This is a genomic window from Plantibacter sp. Leaf314, assembly GCF_001423185.1.
Taxonomy (GTDB): Bacteria; Actinomycetota; Actinomycetes; order Actinomycetales; family Microbacteriaceae; genus Plantibacter.
Genome location: NZ_LMOB01000001.1, coordinates 396,387 through 414,729 on the forward strand (window position 1 = coordinate 396,387; position 18,343 = coordinate 414,729).

14 protein-coding genes are annotated in these 18,343 nt (G+C 70.3%); 8 read left to right on the forward strand and 6 right to left on the reverse strand.

All coding sequences use genetic code 11. The features are described from left to right. Positions 1–3: 3 nt before the first annotated feature. The 4 genes from ASF68_RS01855 to ASF68_RS01870 all read right to left on the reverse strand — a co-directional run bounded on the left by ASF68_RS01855 (position 4) and on the right by ASF68_RS01870 (position 5,592). On the reverse strand, positions 4–2,403 hold the full coding sequence (locus ASF68_RS01855; RefSeq protein ID WP_082455774.1) for a beta-glucosidase: 2,400 nt from the start codon (positions 2,401–2,403) through the stop codon (positions 4–6). Continuing rightward, on the reverse strand, positions 2,400–3,293 hold the full coding sequence (locus tag ASF68_RS01860; protein WP_056006061.1) for a carbohydrate ABC transporter permease: 894 nt from the start codon (positions 3,291–3,293) through the stop codon (positions 2,400–2,402). The genes ASF68_RS01855 and ASF68_RS01860 overlap by 4 nt, the downstream gene beginning before the upstream one ends. Continuing rightward, the gene (locus ASF68_RS01865) at positions 3,293–4,252 is read right to left on the reverse strand and encodes a carbohydrate ABC transporter permease (protein WP_056006064.1); all 960 of its coding nucleotides are present in this window, start codon (positions 4,250–4,252) and stop codon (positions 3,293–3,295) included. The genes ASF68_RS01860 and ASF68_RS01865 overlap by 1 nt, the downstream gene beginning before the upstream one ends. Before the next feature lie 80 nt (positions 4,253–4,332). After that, complete coding sequence (locus tag ASF68_RS01870; protein ID WP_162235729.1) at positions 4,333–5,592, reverse strand: ABC transporter substrate-binding protein; 1,260 nt, start codon at positions 5,590–5,592, stop codon at positions 4,333–4,335. A 258-nt stretch (positions 5,593–5,850) separates the two neighbouring features. Between ASF68_RS01870 and ASF68_RS01875 the strand changes: the two genes are divergently transcribed. Genes ASF68_RS01875 through ASF68_RS01895 form a run of 5 tightly spaced genes read left to right on the forward strand, consistent with a single transcriptional unit; the run spans position 5,851 to position 14,365 of the window. Then, positions 5,851–6,849, forward strand: coding sequence for a LacI family DNA-binding transcriptional regulator (locus tag ASF68_RS01875; protein ID WP_056006070.1), 999 nt, complete (start codon positions 5,851–5,853; stop codon positions 6,847–6,849). Between the two features lie 52 nt (positions 6,850–6,901). Beyond that, entirely contained in the window at positions 6,902–9,112 is a 2,211-nt protein-coding gene (locus ASF68_RS01880) for an alpha-galactosidase (protein ID WP_056006073.1), read from the forward strand. 32 nt (positions 9,113–9,144) lie between these two features. Beyond that, positions 9,145–10,677 (forward strand): alpha-N-arabinofuranosidase, encoded by a 1,533-nt coding sequence (locus tag ASF68_RS01885; RefSeq protein WP_056006076.1) that lies wholly within the window; start codon positions 9,145–9,147, stop codon positions 10,675–10,677. After that, positions 10,674–11,972: a glycoside hydrolase family 27 protein gene (locus ASF68_RS01890; RefSeq protein WP_235522544.1), complete on the forward strand. Its 1,299-nt coding sequence runs from the start codon at positions 10,674–10,676 to the stop codon at positions 11,970–11,972. Before ASF68_RS01885 ends, ASF68_RS01890 begins: the two co-directional genes overlap by 4 nt. Further along, positions 11,972–14,365, forward strand: coding sequence for a glycosyl hydrolase family 95 catalytic domain-containing protein (locus ASF68_RS01895; protein ID WP_056006079.1), 2,394 nt, complete (start codon positions 11,972–11,974; stop codon positions 14,363–14,365). The genes ASF68_RS01890 and ASF68_RS01895 overlap by 1 nt, the downstream gene beginning before the upstream one ends. A gap of 20 nt (positions 14,366–14,385) precedes the next feature. Here the strand turns inward: ASF68_RS01895 and trxA are convergent, their stop codons facing one another. Both trxA and ASF68_RS01905 read right to left on the reverse strand, forming a co-directional pair. Beyond that, on the reverse strand, positions 14,386–14,763 hold the full coding sequence (gene trxA / locus ASF68_RS01900) for a thioredoxin (RefSeq protein WP_056006082.1): 378 nt from the start codon (positions 14,761–14,763) through the stop codon (positions 14,386–14,388). A gap of 93 nt (positions 14,764–14,856) precedes the next feature. Then, positions 14,857–15,735 carry a DUF2510 domain-containing protein gene (locus ASF68_RS01905; RefSeq protein WP_056006085.1) on the reverse strand — a complete coding sequence of 293 codons (879 nt, stop codon included), beginning with the start codon at positions 15,733–15,735 and terminating at the stop codon, positions 14,857–14,859. A 142-nt stretch (positions 15,736–15,877) separates the two neighbouring features. On the opposite strand from ASF68_RS01905, the gene ASF68_RS01910 reads away from it, so the two are divergent. The 3 genes from ASF68_RS01910 to ASF68_RS01920 all read left to right on the forward strand — a co-directional run bounded on the left by ASF68_RS01910 (position 15,878) and on the right by ASF68_RS01920 (position 18,335). Continuing rightward, entirely contained in the window at positions 15,878–16,252 is a 375-nt protein-coding gene (locus tag ASF68_RS01910; protein ID WP_056006088.1) for a hypothetical protein, read from the forward strand. A 14-nt stretch (positions 16,253–16,266) separates the two neighbouring features. Beyond that, positions 16,267–17,109 carry an AraC family transcriptional regulator gene (locus ASF68_RS01915; protein WP_056006091.1) on the forward strand — a complete coding sequence of 281 codons (843 nt, stop codon included), beginning with the start codon at positions 16,267–16,269 and terminating at the stop codon, positions 17,107–17,109. Between the two features lie 164 nt (positions 17,110–17,273). Then, a complete protein-coding gene (locus tag ASF68_RS01920) occupies positions 17,274–18,335 on the forward strand; it encodes an ABC transporter substrate-binding protein (protein WP_056006094.1) in 1,062 nt (353 codons plus the stop codon). The last annotated feature ends 8 nt before the right edge of the window (positions 18,336–18,343 follow it).

Here is an 18,343-nt window from a genome sequence, read left to right on the forward strand (position 1 = left end):
GGCTCACCGACCTCCCGTCGGGTCGACCGCGAGGTCGAAGCCGCGATCGTCTGGACCGAGTCGGTGCCAGTCCACCCTGAGGCTGCGTCGGCCGGTGAGGACGCGCCGCGTACCGGTCACCTCGATCGTCCGGGTGACGGGCCGTTCGCCGGCCGACGGACCGGCGGACAGCACGGACCTGCCCGGCTCGACGACCCGCCGACCGTCGACCCCGGTGAACGAGAGCCGATCGGCGGACACGGCGAACCGGACCGTCGCCGTCGTCCCCGCCGCGAGGTCGATCCGTGCGAACGCGAGCAGCTCGACGGCGGGCCGGACGACCGAGGCGACGAGGTCCGAGCCGTAGAGCTGGACGACCTCGACGGCGTCCGCGTCACCGACGTTCTCGACCGTCACCTCCACCAGGAGCTCTCCGTCCACGGCGAGTTCGGGCGCCGCCTCGAGTGAGCGGTAGCGGACGTCGCCGCCGGTCAGGCCATGACCGAACGGATAGAGCGGTGTGGGGTCGAGCACGCTGATCCCCCGCGACGCGAGACCGAGCGGTGGTTGCAGCGAGGTGCCCGACATGGCGGGCGACCGCGGGATCTGGACCGGGAGCCGTCCGCTCGGCGCGACGCGTCCGGAGAGCACACCCGCGACGGCTGCGGCACCCTCCTGGCCGGGGAAGAACGCCTGGACGACCGCCTCGGCGGCTCCGTACTCGCCCAGCGCGTACGGGCGTCCGGACAACACGACGAGAACCACCGGTGTGCCCGTCGCGAGGACGGCGAGCACGAGCTCGTGCTGTCCACCCGGGAGCCGGAGGTCCTCGGCGTCGCACCCCTCACCAGAGGTGCCGTCGCCGAAGAGACCGGCGATGTCACCCACGGCGAGCACCACGACGTCGGCCTCCGTCGCCGCCCTCACGGCCGCCGGGATGCCGGAACGGTCGGTGGTGGTGATGCCACAGCCCTCCTCCGACACGAGGTCGGCGCCCGGGAACTCCGTGCGCACCGCGTCCAGCAGGGTCGGGATCGCGATCCCGAGATCGTGGCCCGGGTGCTTCGACAGGACGTGGTTCGGGAAGGCGTAACACCCGACGAGACTGCGGAACTGGTCGGCGGCCGGGCCGATCACAGCGATGCGCGACCGCGCGTCCAGCGGAAGCACGCCGCTGTTCCGGAGGAGCACGATCGACTCCTCGGCGAGCCGGGTCGCGATGGCGCGGTTCCGCGGACCGTCGAGATCGGTCGCCGCGGCGTCCTCCGGCACCAGCGGGCCCCCGTCGAGCAGGCCGAGCTCGACCTTCTGCCGCAGATGCCGGAGGACGGCCCGATCGACGAGCGCTTCGCTGACGGTCCCGTCCCGGACCGAGCCGACCAGAGCGGCGCCGAACCCCACGGTCTCCGGGAGCTCGACGTCGATCCCCGCGGTGAGGGCGAGGGCTCCGGCTTCCGCCGCACCGTCGGCGATCCGGTGCATCGTCGCGAGGAACGGGATCGCCCAGTAATCGGCGACGACGGTGCCGTCGAAGCCCCACTCGTCGCGCAGGACGCCCGTGAGCAGCTCCACGCTCGCCCCAGCAGGGACGCCGTCGAGGTCGGTGTACGCGTTCATGACGCTCCGGGCGCCGCCGAGCCGGATGGCGGTCTCGAACGGCGGCAGCACGACGTCGGCGAGCTCACGCCGGCCGATGCTCACCGGGCCGTGGTTCTTCGCCCCGCGCGAGGCGGCGTAGCCCGCGAAGTGCTTGAGCGTCGCGACGACGCCCGTACGCTCGAGGCCCCGGACATAGGCGGCGCCGAGCTGGCCGACGAGGTACGGGTCCTCCCCCAGGGTCTCCTCGACCCGGCCCCAGCGGTAGTCCCGGACGACGTCGAGGACGGGTGCGAGTCCCTGGTGCACCCCGACGGCGCGCAGGTCGGCGCCGATGGACTCGGCCAGGCGTTCGACGAGGTCCTCGTCGAAGGAGGCGGCCCAGGCGAGCGGCGTCGGGAACGCGGTCGCGCCGTACGCGGCGAAGCCCGTCAGGCACTCCTCGTGCGCGATCGCGGGGATGCCGAAGCGGTTGCCGTCGACGACCTGCTGCTGCAGCTCGCTGAGTCGGCGCACCCCGTCCGGCACCGTCACCGGCTCAGTCCCGAAGATCCGGGTGAGCTGTCCGAGTCCGCCGTCGAAGCCGGTGTCCGTGGGAGACGACACCGTCTCCGCGGCTGCGGTGGAATCGGTCGCTTCGACACTCGGGGCGAAGTCGCCGCCGGAGTCGGTGAACCACACCGAACCGAGTTGCGCCACCTTCTCCTCGAGCGTCATCGCTTCCAGGAGCGCCTGCGCCCGCTCCACCGGCGACAGACTGCGGACGTTCCAGCGACCCCGCTCGACCGGCCGCGTGGCCGACCGGGGGCCTTCGTGTTGCAGGGTCATCCCTTGAACGCTCCGTCCATGATCCCCGTCACCATGCGCTTGCCGACGAAGATGAAGGCGATGAGCAGCGGGATGGTGGCGAGGAACGAGCCGGCCATCGCGAGACCGAGGTCGATCGACCGCTGCGACTGCAGCGCCTTGATCGCGATCTGGACGGTGTACATCTCGGGCGACTTCAGGACGATGAACGGCCAGAGGAAGTCGTTCCAGGACCCGACGAAGCCGAGCAATCCCAGGACGAACGCCGCGGGACGGATGACCGGGAAGACGATCCGCCAGAAGATCTGCCAGGTGTTGGCACCGTCGAGTTTCGCCGCCTGCAGCAGTTCGTCGCTGACGGAGCTCGAGATGTGCTGCCGCATCCAGAAGATGCCGAACGCACTCGCGAGCCCGGGGACGATGAGCGCCTGCAGGGTGTCCACCCAGTCGAGGGCGCTGATGATGAGGTACTGCGGGATCACGCTGAGCTGCGTGGGCACCGTCATCGTGAGGACCACGAGGATGAACAGGGCGTTCCGGCCGCGGAACTCCAGTTTCGCGAAAGCGAAACCGGCCAGCGCGCACAGCAGCGCCGAACCGACACCGATCGACAGCGCGACGATGAGGCTGTTGATCATCGACTGGACGAACGGCACCGTCTCGAGGACCAGCCCGACGAGGTGGAACAGGTTGTCGCCCGGGTACAGCCGTGGCGGCAGGGTCGTCGCCGTCGCCGAATCCGTGGTGGCGACCACGAACATGAAGTACAGCGGGAACATGCTCACGATGACGGCACACACGAGCAGCACGTAGGTGTACCACGGGATGCGGCCGACCCGGCCACTGTTCCGCTTCCGGCCGGCGGAGGTCGCGCTCGCCAGCAGCTGGGTGGAGTTGAGCGTCTCGGACATCAGCGTCCTCCTCGGGTTCGGGTGGACAGGAAGAAGTTCAGGAGGGCGACGAGCACGACGATCACGAACAGGGCGACACCGATCGCCGACCCGTACCCGAACTCGAACTGGCCGAAGCCCTGCTCGTACAGGAACAGCGTGAGGGTCTGACACTGTCGGGCCGCACCACAGGTGAGACCGGTGGCCGGGTTGACCAGCAACGGTTCCGTGAACACCTGGAGCCCACCGATCGTCGAGGTGACGATCGTGAACACGATGATCGGTCGGAGCGACGGGATGGTGATGTAGACGAACTGCTTCCAGCCACCCGCACCGTCGACCGCGGCGGCTTCGTACACGTCCCGCGGGATCGCCTGCAGGGCCGCCAGGTACAACAGGGTCGTGTACCCCGTCCATCGCCAGACGACCATCAGGGCGACGAGGAACCAGGAGCCGACCTTGTCGTTCAGGAAGTCGACGTGGTCGCCCCCGAAGAAGCCGATCAGGTAGTTGAACAGGCCGTAGTCGCGGTCGAACAACTGGGCGAACACGATCGTGGTCGCCGCGACCGAGGTGATGTACGGCACGAGCATGGCCATCCGGAAGCCGGTCGCGAAGCGCAGACGCACGTGGTTGAGGAGGTGTGCGAGCCCGAGCGCGATGACCAGCTGCGGCACCGTCGAGATGATGAAGATCGCGAAGGTGTTGAGCATCGCGTTCCAGAACCGGGGGTCGGCGGCGAGTCTCGTGAAGTTGTCGAAGCCGATGAACGTCTGTTGCCCGATCGGGTTCCAGTCGAACAGGGAGACCACGAAGGTGAACACGAGCGGGATCAGGCCGAAGACGGCGAAGATCAGGAAGAACGGGGCGATGTAGAGGTACGGGGCGAAGCGTTCCGGCAGGGTGTTGCGGATCCGCGTCCCGATACCGGGCGGCGACTGCTTCGGCAGCAACCGGGGTGGGGCGATGAAAGTAGTCACGATGATCCTTCGGGGGCGTTCCGGCGTGCTGCTCGGCCGGAACGCCCCGGGTCGGAGCGGAGGTGTGGACGGAAGTGGGGTCAGCCGCCGAGGGCGTCCTTCACGGCCTTCATCGCGGCGTCCCACGCCTTGTCCGGTGGGGTGTTGCCCGCCTCGACGTCGGTGACGGTGTTGATCATCGCCGAGCCGATCGTCGCGGTCTCCGGACCGTTGAAGAACGGCTTGAACTCCTGCAGGGACTTGCCGAGCACGTCACCGATCTTCGAGTCGCCGAAGAACGGGTCGGTGTAGTCGGCGATCGCCGTCGACTCGTACGCTGAGACCGTGCTGGGCAGGGCACCGGTGTCGGTGAAGTTCTTCAGCTGCGACTCGGGCGACTGCATCTCCTTGATGTACGCCCACGCGGCCTCCGGGTTCGCCGCGCGCTTCGGGATGGCGAGGTAGCTGCCACCCCAGTTGCCGGCGACCTTCGGCACCGTCGTCACACGCCACTGGCCCGAGGTGTCCGGCGCGTCCGTCTTGATGCTCTTCAGCATCCAGGAGGGAGCCGCCATCGCGGCGAAGGCGCCGTTGGTCTTGCCCGTGCTCCAGCCGGTGGAGAAGGCGGGGACGTTCGCGGTGATGCCCGCCTCGATCGCCTTGATCGAGATGTCGAACGCCTCCCGAACCTGCGGATTCGTGTCGTACACGAGCTCACCCTCCGGCGTGTAGTACTTCTCGTCGACCTGGTTCACGGTCTGGAAGAAGACCGAGGTGCCGGCGTTGTCGAGGAACGGCTTCCCGGTGGCGGCGACGTACTGCTCCCCGACAGAGATGAAGTCGTCCCAGGTGGGCCACAGCGCCGCGACCTCGTCCGGGTCCGATGGCAGGCCGGCGGCCTCGAAGAGGTCCGCGCGGTACGCCATCGACATCCCGCCCACGTCGGTCGGCACCCCGACGACGGCGTCGTTCTGCGCGACCGCCTGGTCCCAGACCCATGGCAGGTAGTCCTTGGAGATGTCGTCGGCGCCCATCGTGCTCAGGTCGACGAAGTTGTCGGGGTTCGCGACGAAGTTCGGCAGGTCGTCGCCCTGGATGAGCACCAGGTCGGGGACCTTGCCACCGGCCAGCGCAGCGGTGAGCGCCTGAGCGGTCTCCTGCGTGCTGCCGACCTCGGTGAGCTTGACGGTGATGTCGGGGTGGGCTTCTTTGTACTTCGCGACATCGGCCTTCTGGTTGATGCCCGTGAAGGACCAGAACTGGAAGGTCTTGTCATCGCCGCCGCCGGACCCGGAACAACCGGTGACCAGGGCGCCGACCATGACGGCGACGGTTGCTGCTGCTGCAAGACGGAATTTCACTGGAAATCCCCCTCCTATGCGGGATCGTGTTCCGCGGTGTCGCGCTACGTTGCGGTCACCGGCCGGAGAGCGATCTCCGGCTCGCGCCGATGTCGACTGGATCGGGAAGCATCCGGACCGTTCGGGCGTGGTGATCACCATAGGCAGCGCGGTTCCGGGGCACCAGGTCAATATTGCGCAACTCGGAGACCGCTCTCTCGGACTCTGCGATGCTCGTCACCAGACCACCGGCAGGTGGACGATCGCAAAGGAGCGAGGATGCGCAAACCGACCCTGGTCGACGTCGCCCGAGAGGCCGGCGTCTCCCGAGCGACCGCCTCGCGGGTCCTCGCCGGAGCCTCGACGGTCGACGCGTCGATGGTCGTCGCCGTCCGGGAGGCGGCCGTGAAACTCGCCTACCGGACGAACGTCGCAGCCCGGTCGCTGGCCGGCGGCAGGACGGGCGCCGTCGCGATCGTCCTCGCGGCCGGCGAACTCGAACCGTTCTCCGGCTCGTTCGTCGCGGCACCGCTCAAGGGCGCGACCGCCGCCCTTCTCTCGGCGGCCCAGCAGCCCGCCCTGTTCCTCGCGGATCCACACCAACTCGACGCACTCGTCGCCTACCTGGCGGCGCACTACGTGGACGGGGCGGTGGTGATCCTGCAGCACGAGATCAGCACGATCACCCAGGCGCTCGCGCCGGTGGACCTCCCGATCGTCTTCGTCGGCCGCCCGATGGGCGAGCACACGGAGGACGTCACCTTCGTCGACTCCGACAACTACGCGGGCGGCCGTCTCGCGGCCGAACACCTGATCGCCCTCGGCCGCACGCGGATCGGCGTCATCTCGGGCCCCGCCGACATGGCCGCCTCCAGCGACCGCGTCCGAGGCTGGCGGGACGTCCTCACCGAGCGCGGCCTCGACACCCGGGCGATCGCCCGAGGCGACTTCACCATGCCCAGCGGGTCGTCGGCCATGGCGCGGCTGCTCTCCCGATACCCGGACCTCGACGCCGTCTTCGCGGGCTCGGACCTCATGGCGGTCGGGGCGATGCGCGTCCTCGAGGCCAGCGGCCGAAGCGTCCCGGACGACATCGCGCTCGTCGGCTTCGACGACACGGTCGTCGCAGCCACGGCGGAACCGCCGCTCACCTCGGTCCGCCAACCGTTGGAGCAGATGGGACGGGTCGCCGCGGAACTCGTCATGGAGCTCATCGCCGGCCGGACGGTCGCTCCGCGCTGGCTCGACACGACGCTCGTCGTCCGCGACTCCGCCTGACCATCGGCCCACCGGCCACTCAGACCACCTCATCGACCGGTTCGGAGGAACCATGTCCGATCTCCCAGCGACGCCCGACCTCCGCGTCATCCATCTGCAGTGCGACGGCGTCTCCGTCGTCCTCACCCAACGCGGGACCCGTCTCCCGGCGATCGCGCACTGGGGAGCCGCCGTCCAGGGCACCGACGCCGAGTGGCTGGCGGCTGCTGCAGCCACCGTGCGCGGCGACCTCGTCGACGGCTCGGACGCACCGTACGAGCCGAGCCTCCTGCCCGAACACGCGCTGGGCTGGTCGGGTCTCCCCGGCCTCCGGGCGCATCGGGCCGGAACCGCCTGGTCGTCGCGCTTCGACGTCACCTCGGTCGAGGTCGACGGTCGAGCCCTGCGGGCCGGCGAGGTGCTGCAGTGCGGCGCCGCGCTGATCGCGGTGTCGGCGGTCGACGGACAGACCGGCACCGTGATGCTCCTGGAGGTCGAGCTGACGTCGAGCGGTCTGCTGCGGACCCGCGCGACCGTCGGGAACCGCGGCGACGACCTCCTCGAGATCGAGGGCGTCGCCCCCGCTCTGGCGATCCCGACGTCGGCGCGCGAGATCCTCGATTTCGCCGGGCGGTGGGGCACCGAGAAGCTTCCGCAGCGTCACCCCGTCGTGACGGGCACCCACCTCCGCGAATCGCGGCACGGTCGCCCCGGTCTCGACGCCACCGGGGTGACCGCGATCGGAACGCCGGGGTTCGACAGCCGGCAGGGCGAGGTGTGGCTGTGCCACGTGGGGTGGAGCGGGAATCACACCATCGGTGTCGAACGCACCGACGGACACCTCGCGTTCCGTGGTGGAGAGCTGCTCCTGCCCGGCGAGATCCGACTCGGCCCGGGTGACGACCACCGGACGCCGTGGTTGTACGGCGCCTACGGCGTGGGCCTCGACGACGCGTCGTCGCGGTATCACCGGTGGTTGCGTTCCGCCTCGCGGGCGGCTCGTCGTCCGCGACCGGTCACCCTGAACGTCTGGGAGGCGGTCCTGTTCGATCACGACCTCGACGTGCTGGCCGAGCTGGCGACCCGTGCCGCGGATCTCGGGGTCGAACGTTTCGTCCTCGACGACGGGTGGTTCCGTGGACGCCACGACGACACCCGTGGCCTCGGCGACTGGACCCCGGACCCCGAACGCTGGCCGGACGGTCTCGCCCCACTCGCCGACCGGGTCCGGTCGCTCGGCATGGAGTTCGGGCTGTGGTTCGAACCGGAGATGATCAACGAGGACTCCGACCTCGCCCGGGAGCACCCGGACTGGATCCTCCGCGCGCGGGACGAGCTCCCGCCGCCCGTCAGGCACCAGCAGGTGCTCGACCTCGACAATCCGGCAGCCTTCGCGTACATCCTCCGATCCATCGACACGCTGGTGACCGACCTGGGGATCGCGTACCTCAAGTGGGACCACAACCGCGACCTCGTCGACGCCGGCCATCCGTCGTCCGGCCGGGCGGCCGTGCACGACCAGACCGAAGCCCTCTACCGGCTGCTCGACGAGCTCCGGGCGAGGCACCCGCAGCTCGAGATCGAGAGCTGCGCATCGGGTGGCGGTCGCATCGACCTCGGCATCCTCGAACGGACCGATCGCGTCCACACCTCCGACAACCACGACCCCGTCGAGCGCGCACGGATGCTCCGGTGGACAGGACTCCTCGTGCCACCCGAGATGCTCGGATCCCACGTGGCCTCGGCACGATCGGCCACGACCGGACGCACGCACACGCTCCACACGCGGAGCGCGATCGCGCTGCTCGGGCATTTCGGCGTGGAGTGGGACCTGCGGGAGCTCGACGAGGACGAACGCGCGGTCGTCGCCCGGTGGATCAGCGTGTTCAAGCGTCACCGGGCCCTCATCGCCTCGGGACGCGTCGTCGGCGACGGCGAGTGGGACGACGACGCCCCGACGCTGCGCGGCGTGGTCGCCGAGGACGGTGGTACCGCGCTGTACACCCTCGTGACTCCCCCACGGTCGGCCGACTCCCGGCGTCGGGTCCGCCTCCCCGGGCTCCGCCCGGACGGCCACTACCGCCTCGCCGTCGCCCAGGACGACTCCCTCGGCCCCCGCTGGGTGATCCCAGCCTGGCTCCGGGAAGCGCCGCCGCTCGACGCCGACCCGGCCGCGCTCGAGGCGGCACCCGTGCTGAGCGGTGGCCAGCTCTCCGGAGTCGGCCTCGACCTCCCCACCTTCCAGCCCGACCGCGTGATCACGATCCTCGTGACCGCCGTCTGACCCACGACCCGCTGCACAGAACAGGACCATCCATGGACTCCACTGCGACCATCGCCGTCGACCTCGACCGCCCGGGCCCCACTATCAGCCGACACGTCTACGGCCACTTCGCCGAACACCTCGGACGCGGCATCTACGACGGCTTCTGGGTCGGCGAGGACTCGCCCGTCCCGAACGTCGGCGGCATCCGGCTCGACGTCGTGGAGGCGCTCCGCGAACTGCGCATCCCGAACCTCCGCTGGCCGGGTGGTTGCTTCGCGGACCGGTATCACTGGACGAGCGGTGTCGGGCCTCGCGAGGACCGCCCGAAGCTCATCAACACGCAGTGGGGTGGGACGAGCGAGACGAACGCGTTCGGCACCCACGAGTTCATGGAGCTGTGCGAACTCCTCGGCGCCGACGCGTACATCTCGGGCAATCTCGGTTCGGGCACGGTGCAGGAGATGGCCGACTGGATCGAGTACCTGACCGGTGCCGGCGAGACGCCGATGGCCGAGTTGCGCCGAGCGAACGGCCGCGATGAACCCTGGGACGTGCCGTTCTGGGGGCTGGGCAACGAGCCGTGGGGGTGCGGCGGCAATCTGCGCGCCGGCGCCTACGCGGACCTGGCACGCCAGTTCGGCACGTTCTGCGAGAGCGGTGGGAAGGTCCCGCTCTACCGGATCGCGGCCGGTGCCGACGGCTTCGACGTCGCCTGGACGAAGACCCTGATGGAGGTCGTGGAGGACGTCGCCTCCCACCCGTTCTCGGCGACGCCCTGGGAGGCCGTCTCCGTGCACTACTACACGATCGGCGGCAGCTGGAAGGCGAAGGGCGGCGCGACCGGGTTCGCCGCCGCCGAGTACTGGAGCACGATCGCCGCAGCCCAGGGGGTCGAGCGACTCCTGTCGTCGCATGCCGCGGTCATGGACGTGTACGACCCGGAGGAACGGCTCGGGATGGTGCTCGACGAGTGGGGCACCTGGTGGGACGTCGAGCCGGGCACCCATCCCGGGCACCTGTTCCAGCAGAACACCATCCGCGACGCCATGGTCGCGGCCTGGCACTTCGACGTGTTCCACCGGTTCGCCGGCCGGCTGCGCATGGCGAACATCGCCCAGACGGTCAACGTGCTGCAGGCGATGCTCCTGACCGATCCCGAGGGCGGCGAGATGGTCCGCACGCCGACCTTCCACGTCTTCGAGATGAACAGCCGGCACCAGGACGCCACCTCGCTCCCGACCCACGTGGTCGGACCGAGCCGGGTGGCCGACGCGACGGCTCCCGGGATCCCGACCGTCTCCGCCTCGGCGAGTGTCAAGGACGGCGTCCTGCACTGCTCGCTGACGAACGTCGACCTCGACGCGCCGCTCGTCGTCGAGATCGACTTCCGCGGCGGATCGGTGACGGATCCGCACGGGCGACTGCTCACCGCCGAGCGGCCCGACGCCCACAACCGCCCAGGTGAGACCGACGCCGTGTCGCCACGACCGCTGACCGACCTCCACGTCACCGCCACCGGTATCCGGGTGACGCTGCCGCCGCACTCCTTCGCCACCATCACGGCTCAGGTCGTCGCCTCGTGAGCGGGGTGGACGACGCGGACACCGCCGTGCGCGCCGAGCGTCGGTCGCAGGCCGCCCGGCCGCCGATGGGGTGGAACAGCTGGGACTGCTTCGGCGGGTCCGTCACGGAGGCCGAGGTACTCGCCAACGCGGCGTTCCTCGCCGAGCACCTGCTCCCTGTCGGCTGGGACACGGTGGTCGTGGACATCCAGTGGTACGAAGCGACGCCGGGGGTCGACGACTACGAACGCGTCTCCCACCCGACGCTCGACGCCTGGGGCCGACCACAACCGGCACCGAACCGGTTCCCGTCCGCGGCATCCGGCGGGTTCCGCGCCCTCGCCGACCGGGTGCACGCGCTCGGACTGCGCTTCGGGGTGCACCTCATGCGGGGCGTCCCGCGCCGGGCCGTCGAGCTCGACCTGCCGATCCTCGGCTCGACGGCCACGTGCGCGGAGATCGCCGATCCGAGCAACGTGTGCCCGTGGAACCCCGACAACGTGGGCGTCGACATGAGCGCGCCTGGCGCCCAGGCCTACTACGACTCGGTCATGGCGCAGCTCGCCGACTGGGGCGTCGACTTCGTCAAACTCGACGACGTGCTGTACCCGCCGATCCAGACTGCGGAGATCGAGGCCATCTCGCGGGCGATCGACACGAGCGGTCGGCCGATGGTGCTCAGTCTGTCCCCCGGGAAGCGGCTATCCACCGAGCACCTGGACACCCTGCGATCGACCGCTCAGCTGTGGCGGATCTCCGACGACCTCTGGGACGACTGGTCCGCGGTGCTCGAACAGTTCCAACGGCTGGCCCGCTGGGCGCCACACCAGCGCCCGGGGGCGTGGGCCGACGCGGACATGCTGCCGCTCGGGCGGATCGGCATCCGCGCCCACGTCGGTGCGGACCGGCTGAGCCGCCTCACCGCAACCGAGCAGCAGACGCTCATGACGCTCTGGTGCATCGCCAGATCCCCGCTCTTCGTCGGAGGCCATCTCCCCGACACCCCGGCGCACACGCTCTCACTCCTCAGCAACCCACAGGTGCTCGCACTGCTCGGCAGTGACGGCAGCCGGGAGATCATCCGCGACGGCGACCTCGTCGTCTGGGCGGCGGAGCTCGGCGAGACCCGATGGCGCGCGGTCTTCTGGCTGGGAGACGCGGACGCCGAGGTGCGGATGCACCTGGCCGATCTCGGGTGCGCCGACCGGTCGTCCGTCACCGAGCTGTGGAGCGCGCAGCCGGTACCCGTCACGGGTGGCGCCGTCGACCTGTCCCTGACCGCGCACGGCGCCGCCCTCCTCCGGATCGACGACTGATGGACCACCACCCGCAGCCGCCCGTCGCACGGCATCGGGTCGAGCTCGAAGAACCGGCCACGCGGTTCGTCGACCGGTTCCTCATCGGGAACGGCTCCCTCGGCGCGGCGCTCGACGGCGTACCGGGACGCGAGGGCATCGACCTGTCCCTCGACACGCTGTGGTCGGGAGGTCCGAGACGGCCGGACGGTGCGTCGCGACCACGCTCGGCTCGCGGCGCACTGGCCTCGGTGCGTCGGGCGATCGCCGACGACGACCCGCTGGCGGCCGACGCCCGCGCGGCCGCCCTGCGCGGGACGACGTTCACCGAGTCCTTCCAGCCCCTCGGCCGGCTCACCGTCGACTACGCGTCGCCCGACGACGGTGCGCGCTCGCGACGAGCACACGACCTCGCACGGGGTGTGGTCGAGACGAGGAGCACGTGGAGCGGGCGGGCGGCCACGCTCTCCGCGTTCGTGTCCGCACCCGACGGGGTGCTCGTCGTCGAGGTGGTGGGCGACGGGGTCCGAGAGCCGATGCTCGGTTTCGAGACACCGCACCCGTCGACCACGACAAAGGACGCCGTCGGCGACACCCGGTGGTGGTCGTCGACGGGCCGCGCGCCCTCGGGGGTGCGGCCCTCCTACCTCGGCGGTGACGACCACGACGCCGTCCGATACGCGACCGATCTGCCGGACCCGGACGGTCTCGTCGATGCGGGCATGGCGTGGGCGCTGACGATCGCGGTGCAGCCGATCCCTGGCGGATTCCGCCTCGTCGCCGGTGCGCGTTCAGGACACCGCGGCTGGCGGGAACGGCCGCTCGGTGATCCGTCCTCGCTGCTCTCGCAGACGCGGACGACGGTCGCGCGTGCGCTGCGTCAACCCGACGGTGCCCTGCTCGCCAGGCACATGGCCGACCACCGGTCGCTCTTCGACCGTGTCGAGCTGGATCTCTCGGGATCGGCGTCCGCGTCGGCCGACGCTGCGGAGCGGTACTTCGACCTCGGACGGTCGCTCCTCATCGGCAGTTCCCGAGCCGGAGGCGAACCGACGAACCTCCAGGGCGTGTGGAACGATCAGGTGCGGCCGCCCTGGAGCGCGAACTTCACCACCAACATCAACCTCCAGATGAACTACTGGCCGGCGGAGAGCACCGGACTCGGTGGCCTGGCCGAACCGCTCGCCCGCTTCATCGGCGAGCTGGTGGACGCCGGGCGGCGCACCGCTCGAGACGCCTACGGACTCGCCGGAGCGGCGGCCCACCACAACAGCGACCTCTGGCGACACACGGACGCCGTGCCGCTCGACGCCCACTGGGCGAACTGGCCGAGCGCACTCCCCTGGCTCGTCGCGCACCTCCACCGCCGTCTCGAGGACGGCTCTGCCGATCGCGCCGCACAGGTGAAGGTCCTCCAGCTCCTGGAACCGGTGGTCGCCTTCGTCCTCGGGATGCTCGTCACCGATGCCGACGGATCGCTCGTGGTGAGTCCGTCGACCTCCCCGGAGAACCGGTTCGTCGTCGGCGTGGGGTCTTCGGCTGCGCTGACCGCCGGGGCGGCGATGGACCAGGAGCTGGCGCACGAGTGCCTCCGCGACTACCTCGCTCTCGCGGAGCGGGTCGGTGTCGGCCTCGCGGACGTCGACCTCGTGGGTCGATCGCAGGGAGCCTTCGACGCCCTCCGCCTCCCGCGGATCGGTCACGTCGGCGCGCTCCTGGAGTGGGCGGCGGAACGCGAGGCGACCGAGCCCGGCCACCGCCACCTCTCCCACCTGTACGGCCTGTACCCGGGGACGCGGATCACGGAGACGGGGACGCCGGAGGACTTCGCGGCGGCCCGACGTGCGCTGCGACAGCGACTCGAGCACGGTGGTGGCGGAACCGGATGGAGCATGGCGTGGGTGCTCTGCCTGGCCGCGCGACTCCGGGAGCCGGAGCTCGCGTCGCACGCGCTCGAGGCCCTGCTCGGACCGCTGTCGTCGGCCTCGCTGCTCGACCTCCACCCCATGGGTGAGCTCGACGCCGTGTTCCAGATCGACGGCAACCTGGGCGGGACCGCCGGTGTCGTCGAGCTGCTCGTCCAGGGGCATGGCGGCGTCGTGTCGCTCCTCCCGACCGTCCCTGCCGAGTGGTCGGCCGGGAGCTTCAGGGGGTTCCGAGTCCGTGGTGGGCACGTCGTCGCGGCGGCGTGGAGTGATCACCGCATCTCCAGCGCACGACTGCGACTCGCCGCAGCGGACGTGATCGTCGAGCTGCCGGACGACGGATCGACGATCACCGTCACCGGCCCGCACGGACCGTTCCCGCCTCACGTCGTCGACGGCGCACCAGGCGGACGGCGGCGCATCCTGCTGGCGACGCCCGGTGTCCACGAGCTGGTGTTCGCCGCGCCAGGTGTCGGGAGTCGGCCCTGACGTGCCCGGCGGTGCTCAGCTCACTCGGCCTGGGCTTCGGCCTTCGCCGCGGCGATGGCCGCGTGCACCTCGGACATGTCGAGACCGCGCACCTGCGAGATGAGGTCCTCGAGCGCGGGTGCCGGCAGGGCTCCGGCCTGGGAGAAGACGAGGACGCCGTCGCGGAACGCCATGAGCGTCGGGATCGACGTGATCTGCATGCCGCTCGCGAGCTCCTGGTTCGCCTCCGTGTCGACCTTGGTGAACACGACGTCCTGGTGCTGCTCGCTCGACTGCTCGAAGACGGGACCGAAGGCCTTGCAGGGGCCGCACCACTCGGCCCAGAAGTCGACGAGGACGATGCCCTCGGCCGACACGGTGTCCTCGAAGTTCGAGATGGTCAGTTCCTGCGTGGTCATCGTGCGCCCTTCGGGTCGGTGGTCGGACGCGTCGCATCCGAGTGACGAGCCTACCCGCGGACGACCGCTCGTCCTCCCTCGGGCGCCACCTGGTCAGCGACTCGGTGGGAGCTCCGGGAGGAGCAGCAGGCGGCGTTGCGTCCGTGACATGGCGAGGAGGACACCACCGAGCACGCCGAACAGCACCCCGCCAGCGATGACGGCGATGCCGATGGCCGCACCGAGGAAGGCGTAGCTGTCGTCGGAGCCGTTGACCACGAGCACGACACCGACGAGGAGTCCGAGCACGCCGATCCCGAGGAGCACCCAGCACAGGACGAGATACGTGCGGAACGCACGCGCCCCGTGGAACGTCGGTCGGATGCCGTACTGGGTGCCGACGTACTGGGCCCACCGTGAGCCGGTCCACCACCTCGTCGCCCGCGACGACACGTCGTACCAGCCTGCACCAGGGCCGTCCTGCTCGCCGGGCAAGGGCCGGACCGCGTCGATGACCGTGGGCGCACCCGTGGGTCGCGGGATCCTGCGCACCGCGGTCGTCTTGGCGGCGATGCCGAACCAGAGGATCGACACGAGCAGCAAGGGGACGCCGTTGAACGACAGGTGACTGGACAGGAGTCCCAGGCTGAACTGCGACAGCGAGAGGACGAGGAACACCGAGGCGAACACCCACGCCAGGGTGGGCTGCTCGGTGGTCGCCCAGTCCGTGCCCGGCTTGCCGTCCTTCACCCGCAGCCCCGTCCAGTGCGAGCCGTCCCACCACCGCAGCTGATCGGGCCCGGTCGGATACCAGCCGGGCTGCGGGCCGGCAGCGGTGCCGCTCGGCGAACCCGGCTGCGCGGGCGCCTGGTGCGACGGCGGTGGCCCGGCGGTCGGGCCGGCGGCAGCCACCTGCCCGGTCCACCGCGTTCCGTCCCACCAGCGCAGTTCGCCCGGTGTCCCCGCGTCGTACCATCCCGGTGCAGCAGTCATCGCCGCTCCTTCCCCCGAAGATCCCGCTCATGACGACCATGCAGCGACCCCAGTGTTCCCGGTCGGGACCGACGGGGCAAGCCGCCGTTGTCGTCCGGACCCCTGACGGGTAGGTTGACGGCGACACGATGAAGGGACCACCGTGGCCAAGCGCAAGACGCCCGAGCAGCTCGCCGACGAGGAACGTCGGTACGAGCTCGCACGATCAGCGAGCACCTTCGACGACTTCGTCGTCCTCGCAAGCGACCCCAACCAGGCGATCCGCGCCGCCGCCGCCCACAACCCTGCGGCGGACGCGGCGGCGTTGGAACTGTTCCTGCAGGACCGGTTCTGGGGCGCCCGCATCGAGATCGCCCTGCACCCGAACGCCACCGATGAGCTGCTCCGCCGGCTCCTCGAGGCGGATCCGCGCAAACGCGGCGTCGTGCACAACGAGGCGAAGCGACGGCTCATCGAGCACGGCGTACGTTTCGACGACGACGGCCTCCCGACGACCGGCGCGGGGGCCGAGCACTGAGAGCGGTCGAGTCGGTGAGCACCTACGGGCAGGTGGACTGGGACGAGAGCCCCGAGCATCCGTCGTCGGTCGCCGAACCGTATCTCATGGGCACCGGTGTCGTCACCGACGAGGACACCGGGAGCCGCCCGCTCTCGCCGCCGCACCGTCACCCGGACGCCATGCTCGCCTGGTGCTACCGCGGCACGGTGTGGGTGCACCTCCCGAACGCCATGTGGCGTCTGGCCCCGGGCCAAGGCGTGTGGATCCCCGCGCACACACCACACACCGCGCACCATGAACGCGATTCGACGGGCTGCTACACCTACCTGCCGCGCGCCTCGTTGATCCTGCCGGTCGACGAGGTGCGGCAGGTGCTGGTGCCGCGCGCCGTCCAGGAGATGCTCCTCCACCTCGGAATGAACGACATGCCCACCGACCTCCGTGTCCGCGCGCAGGCCGTGCTCATCGAGATGCTGCAGCAGCCCGCGCCCGAGGCGACCGACGGATGGGGTGAGGTCCCGATGCCGTCCGACGACCGCGTGCGCTCGCTCGTCCGCGCGGTGCTCGGCGACCCGGGTGATCCGCGGAGTGCGCTGGACCTGTTCGAGGCGCATGGACTGCACGAACGGACCGTCCTGCGGATCTTCCAGCACGACATCGGGATGAGCTTCTCGCGGTGGCGGACGAGTGTCCGGATGACGCTCGCAGCGCGCCTGATCGTCGACGGCACACCGATCGGCGCAGCGGCGCAACGCTGCGGCTACGCGTCCTCGAGCGCGTTCTCGGCGAGCTTCCGTGCCCGCTTCGGGATGACGCCGCGGGAGTACGTGGCGCGGGTCCAGGCGGATCCAGCGCACCAGCGCTACTGGCGCTGATCGGCCCGGAGCCGGGCCCAGACTGGCGGATTCCCGACAGAAGTCGTCGGTTCGCCGACACCGCGCGCCGTCGGAGCGCCCTACGATCATTCTGTTAGGACATGCTTACCTAACTTCCGGCCGCGCAGCAGCGGCCCACTCCCCCACCATTCCGAAGGAGCTCCATGTCGCACGTTCTCGCGCGCCCGAACATCCGCCGCAGATCATCGCTCGTCGCGGTCGTCGTCGCCACCGCCCTCGCCCTCGTCGGGTGTTCCACTGCCGCAGGCAGCACCGGATCGACCACGGCCGCAGGCGACGGTGTCGTCATCGAACACGCGCACGGCGAGACGGTCATCCCGGAGAAGCCCGAGCGGATCGTCGCCCTCGGCTGGATGACGCCCGACATCGTCGCCGCCCTCGGCACGAACCCCGTCGGCATCGAGGAGGTCTGGGGCGCCGGAGAGAGCGGCTACCAGCCCTGGTTCGAGGACTACGTCACCGAGGCGTACGGCGAGCTGCCCGAGATCATCCCCTTCGTCGACGACGGCCCCAACTACGAGGCGATCAAGTCTCTGAAGCCCGACCTGATCCTCAGCCTGTACTCGGGGGTGACCGACATCGAGTACGAGCGACTCACCGAGATCGCCCCGACCGTCCCGTACATCGAGGGCCCGTGGAACCCCGGCACCTGGGAGGGCATGACGCGCACCGTCGGGAAGGCGATGTCGGAGGAGGCCAAGGCCGAAGAGCTCATCACCCAGACCGAGACGCTCATCACCTCGCTCGCCGACGCCCACCCGGAGTTCGACGACAAGACCTTCGTCTGGGGTCTGACCCTCAACGAGGGTGGGACCGACCTCGGCGTCTACCTCGAATACGACCCGCGGGTGCGCATCACCGAGGCACTCGGGTTCACCTCCACGTCGGCGATGGACAGCTTCCTGCAGAGCGCCGAGGGCGACAACTGGTACACCGGGGTGAGCCTCGAGCAGCTCTACGACGTCGACGCCGACCTCTTCGCCGCCTGGGGCGGCAGCGCCGCCGAGGGCACGTACACGGTCGAGAACGCCGTCGTCTCCCGCTGGGCGCCGATCGCCGCAGGCTCCTACGTGATCTACGCCGACGCCGCGAAGGCCTCGGCGATCAGCGCCCCGACCGTCCTGTCCCTGCAGTACGTGCTGCCGGGTTACGTCGACGACCTCGCAGCCGCCCTCCAGAGCGAGCCCACCATCGACGGGAAGTGACCCCGACG

Excerpts from the sequence above, each read along its gene's own strand:
- ASF68_RS01855 (WP_082455774.1), bottom strand. The coding sequence starts at position 2,403 with ATGACCCTGCAACACGAAGGCCCCCGGTCGGCCACGCGGCCGGTCGAG.
- ASF68_RS01860 (WP_056006061.1), bottom strand. The coding sequence starts at position 3,293 with ATGTCCGAGACGCTCAACTCCACCCAGCTGCTGGCGAGCGCGACCTCC.
- ASF68_RS01875 (WP_056006070.1), top strand. The coding sequence starts at position 5,851 with ATGCGCAAACCGACCCTGGTCGACGTCGCCCGAGAGGCCGGCGTCTCC.
- ASF68_RS01880 (WP_056006073.1), top strand. The coding sequence starts at position 6,902 with ATGTCCGATCTCCCAGCGACGCCCGACCTCCGCGTCATCCATCTGCAG.
- ASF68_RS01885 (WP_056006076.1), top strand. The coding sequence starts at position 9,145 with ATGGACTCCACTGCGACCATCGCCGTCGACCTCGACCGCCCGGGCCCC.
- ASF68_RS01895 (WP_056006079.1), top strand. The coding sequence starts at position 11,972 with ATGGACCACCACCCGCAGCCGCCCGTCGCACGGCATCGGGTCGAGCTC.
- trxA (WP_056006082.1), bottom strand. The coding sequence starts at position 14,763 with ATGACCACGCAGGAACTGACCATCTCGAACTTCGAGGACACCGTGTCG.
- ASF68_RS01905 (WP_056006085.1), bottom strand. The coding sequence starts at position 15,735 with ATGACTGCTGCACCGGGATGGTACGACGCGGGGACACCGGGCGAACTG.
- ASF68_RS01920 (WP_056006094.1), top strand. The coding sequence starts at position 17,274 with ATGTCGCACGTTCTCGCGCGCCCGAACATCCGCCGCAGATCATCGCTC.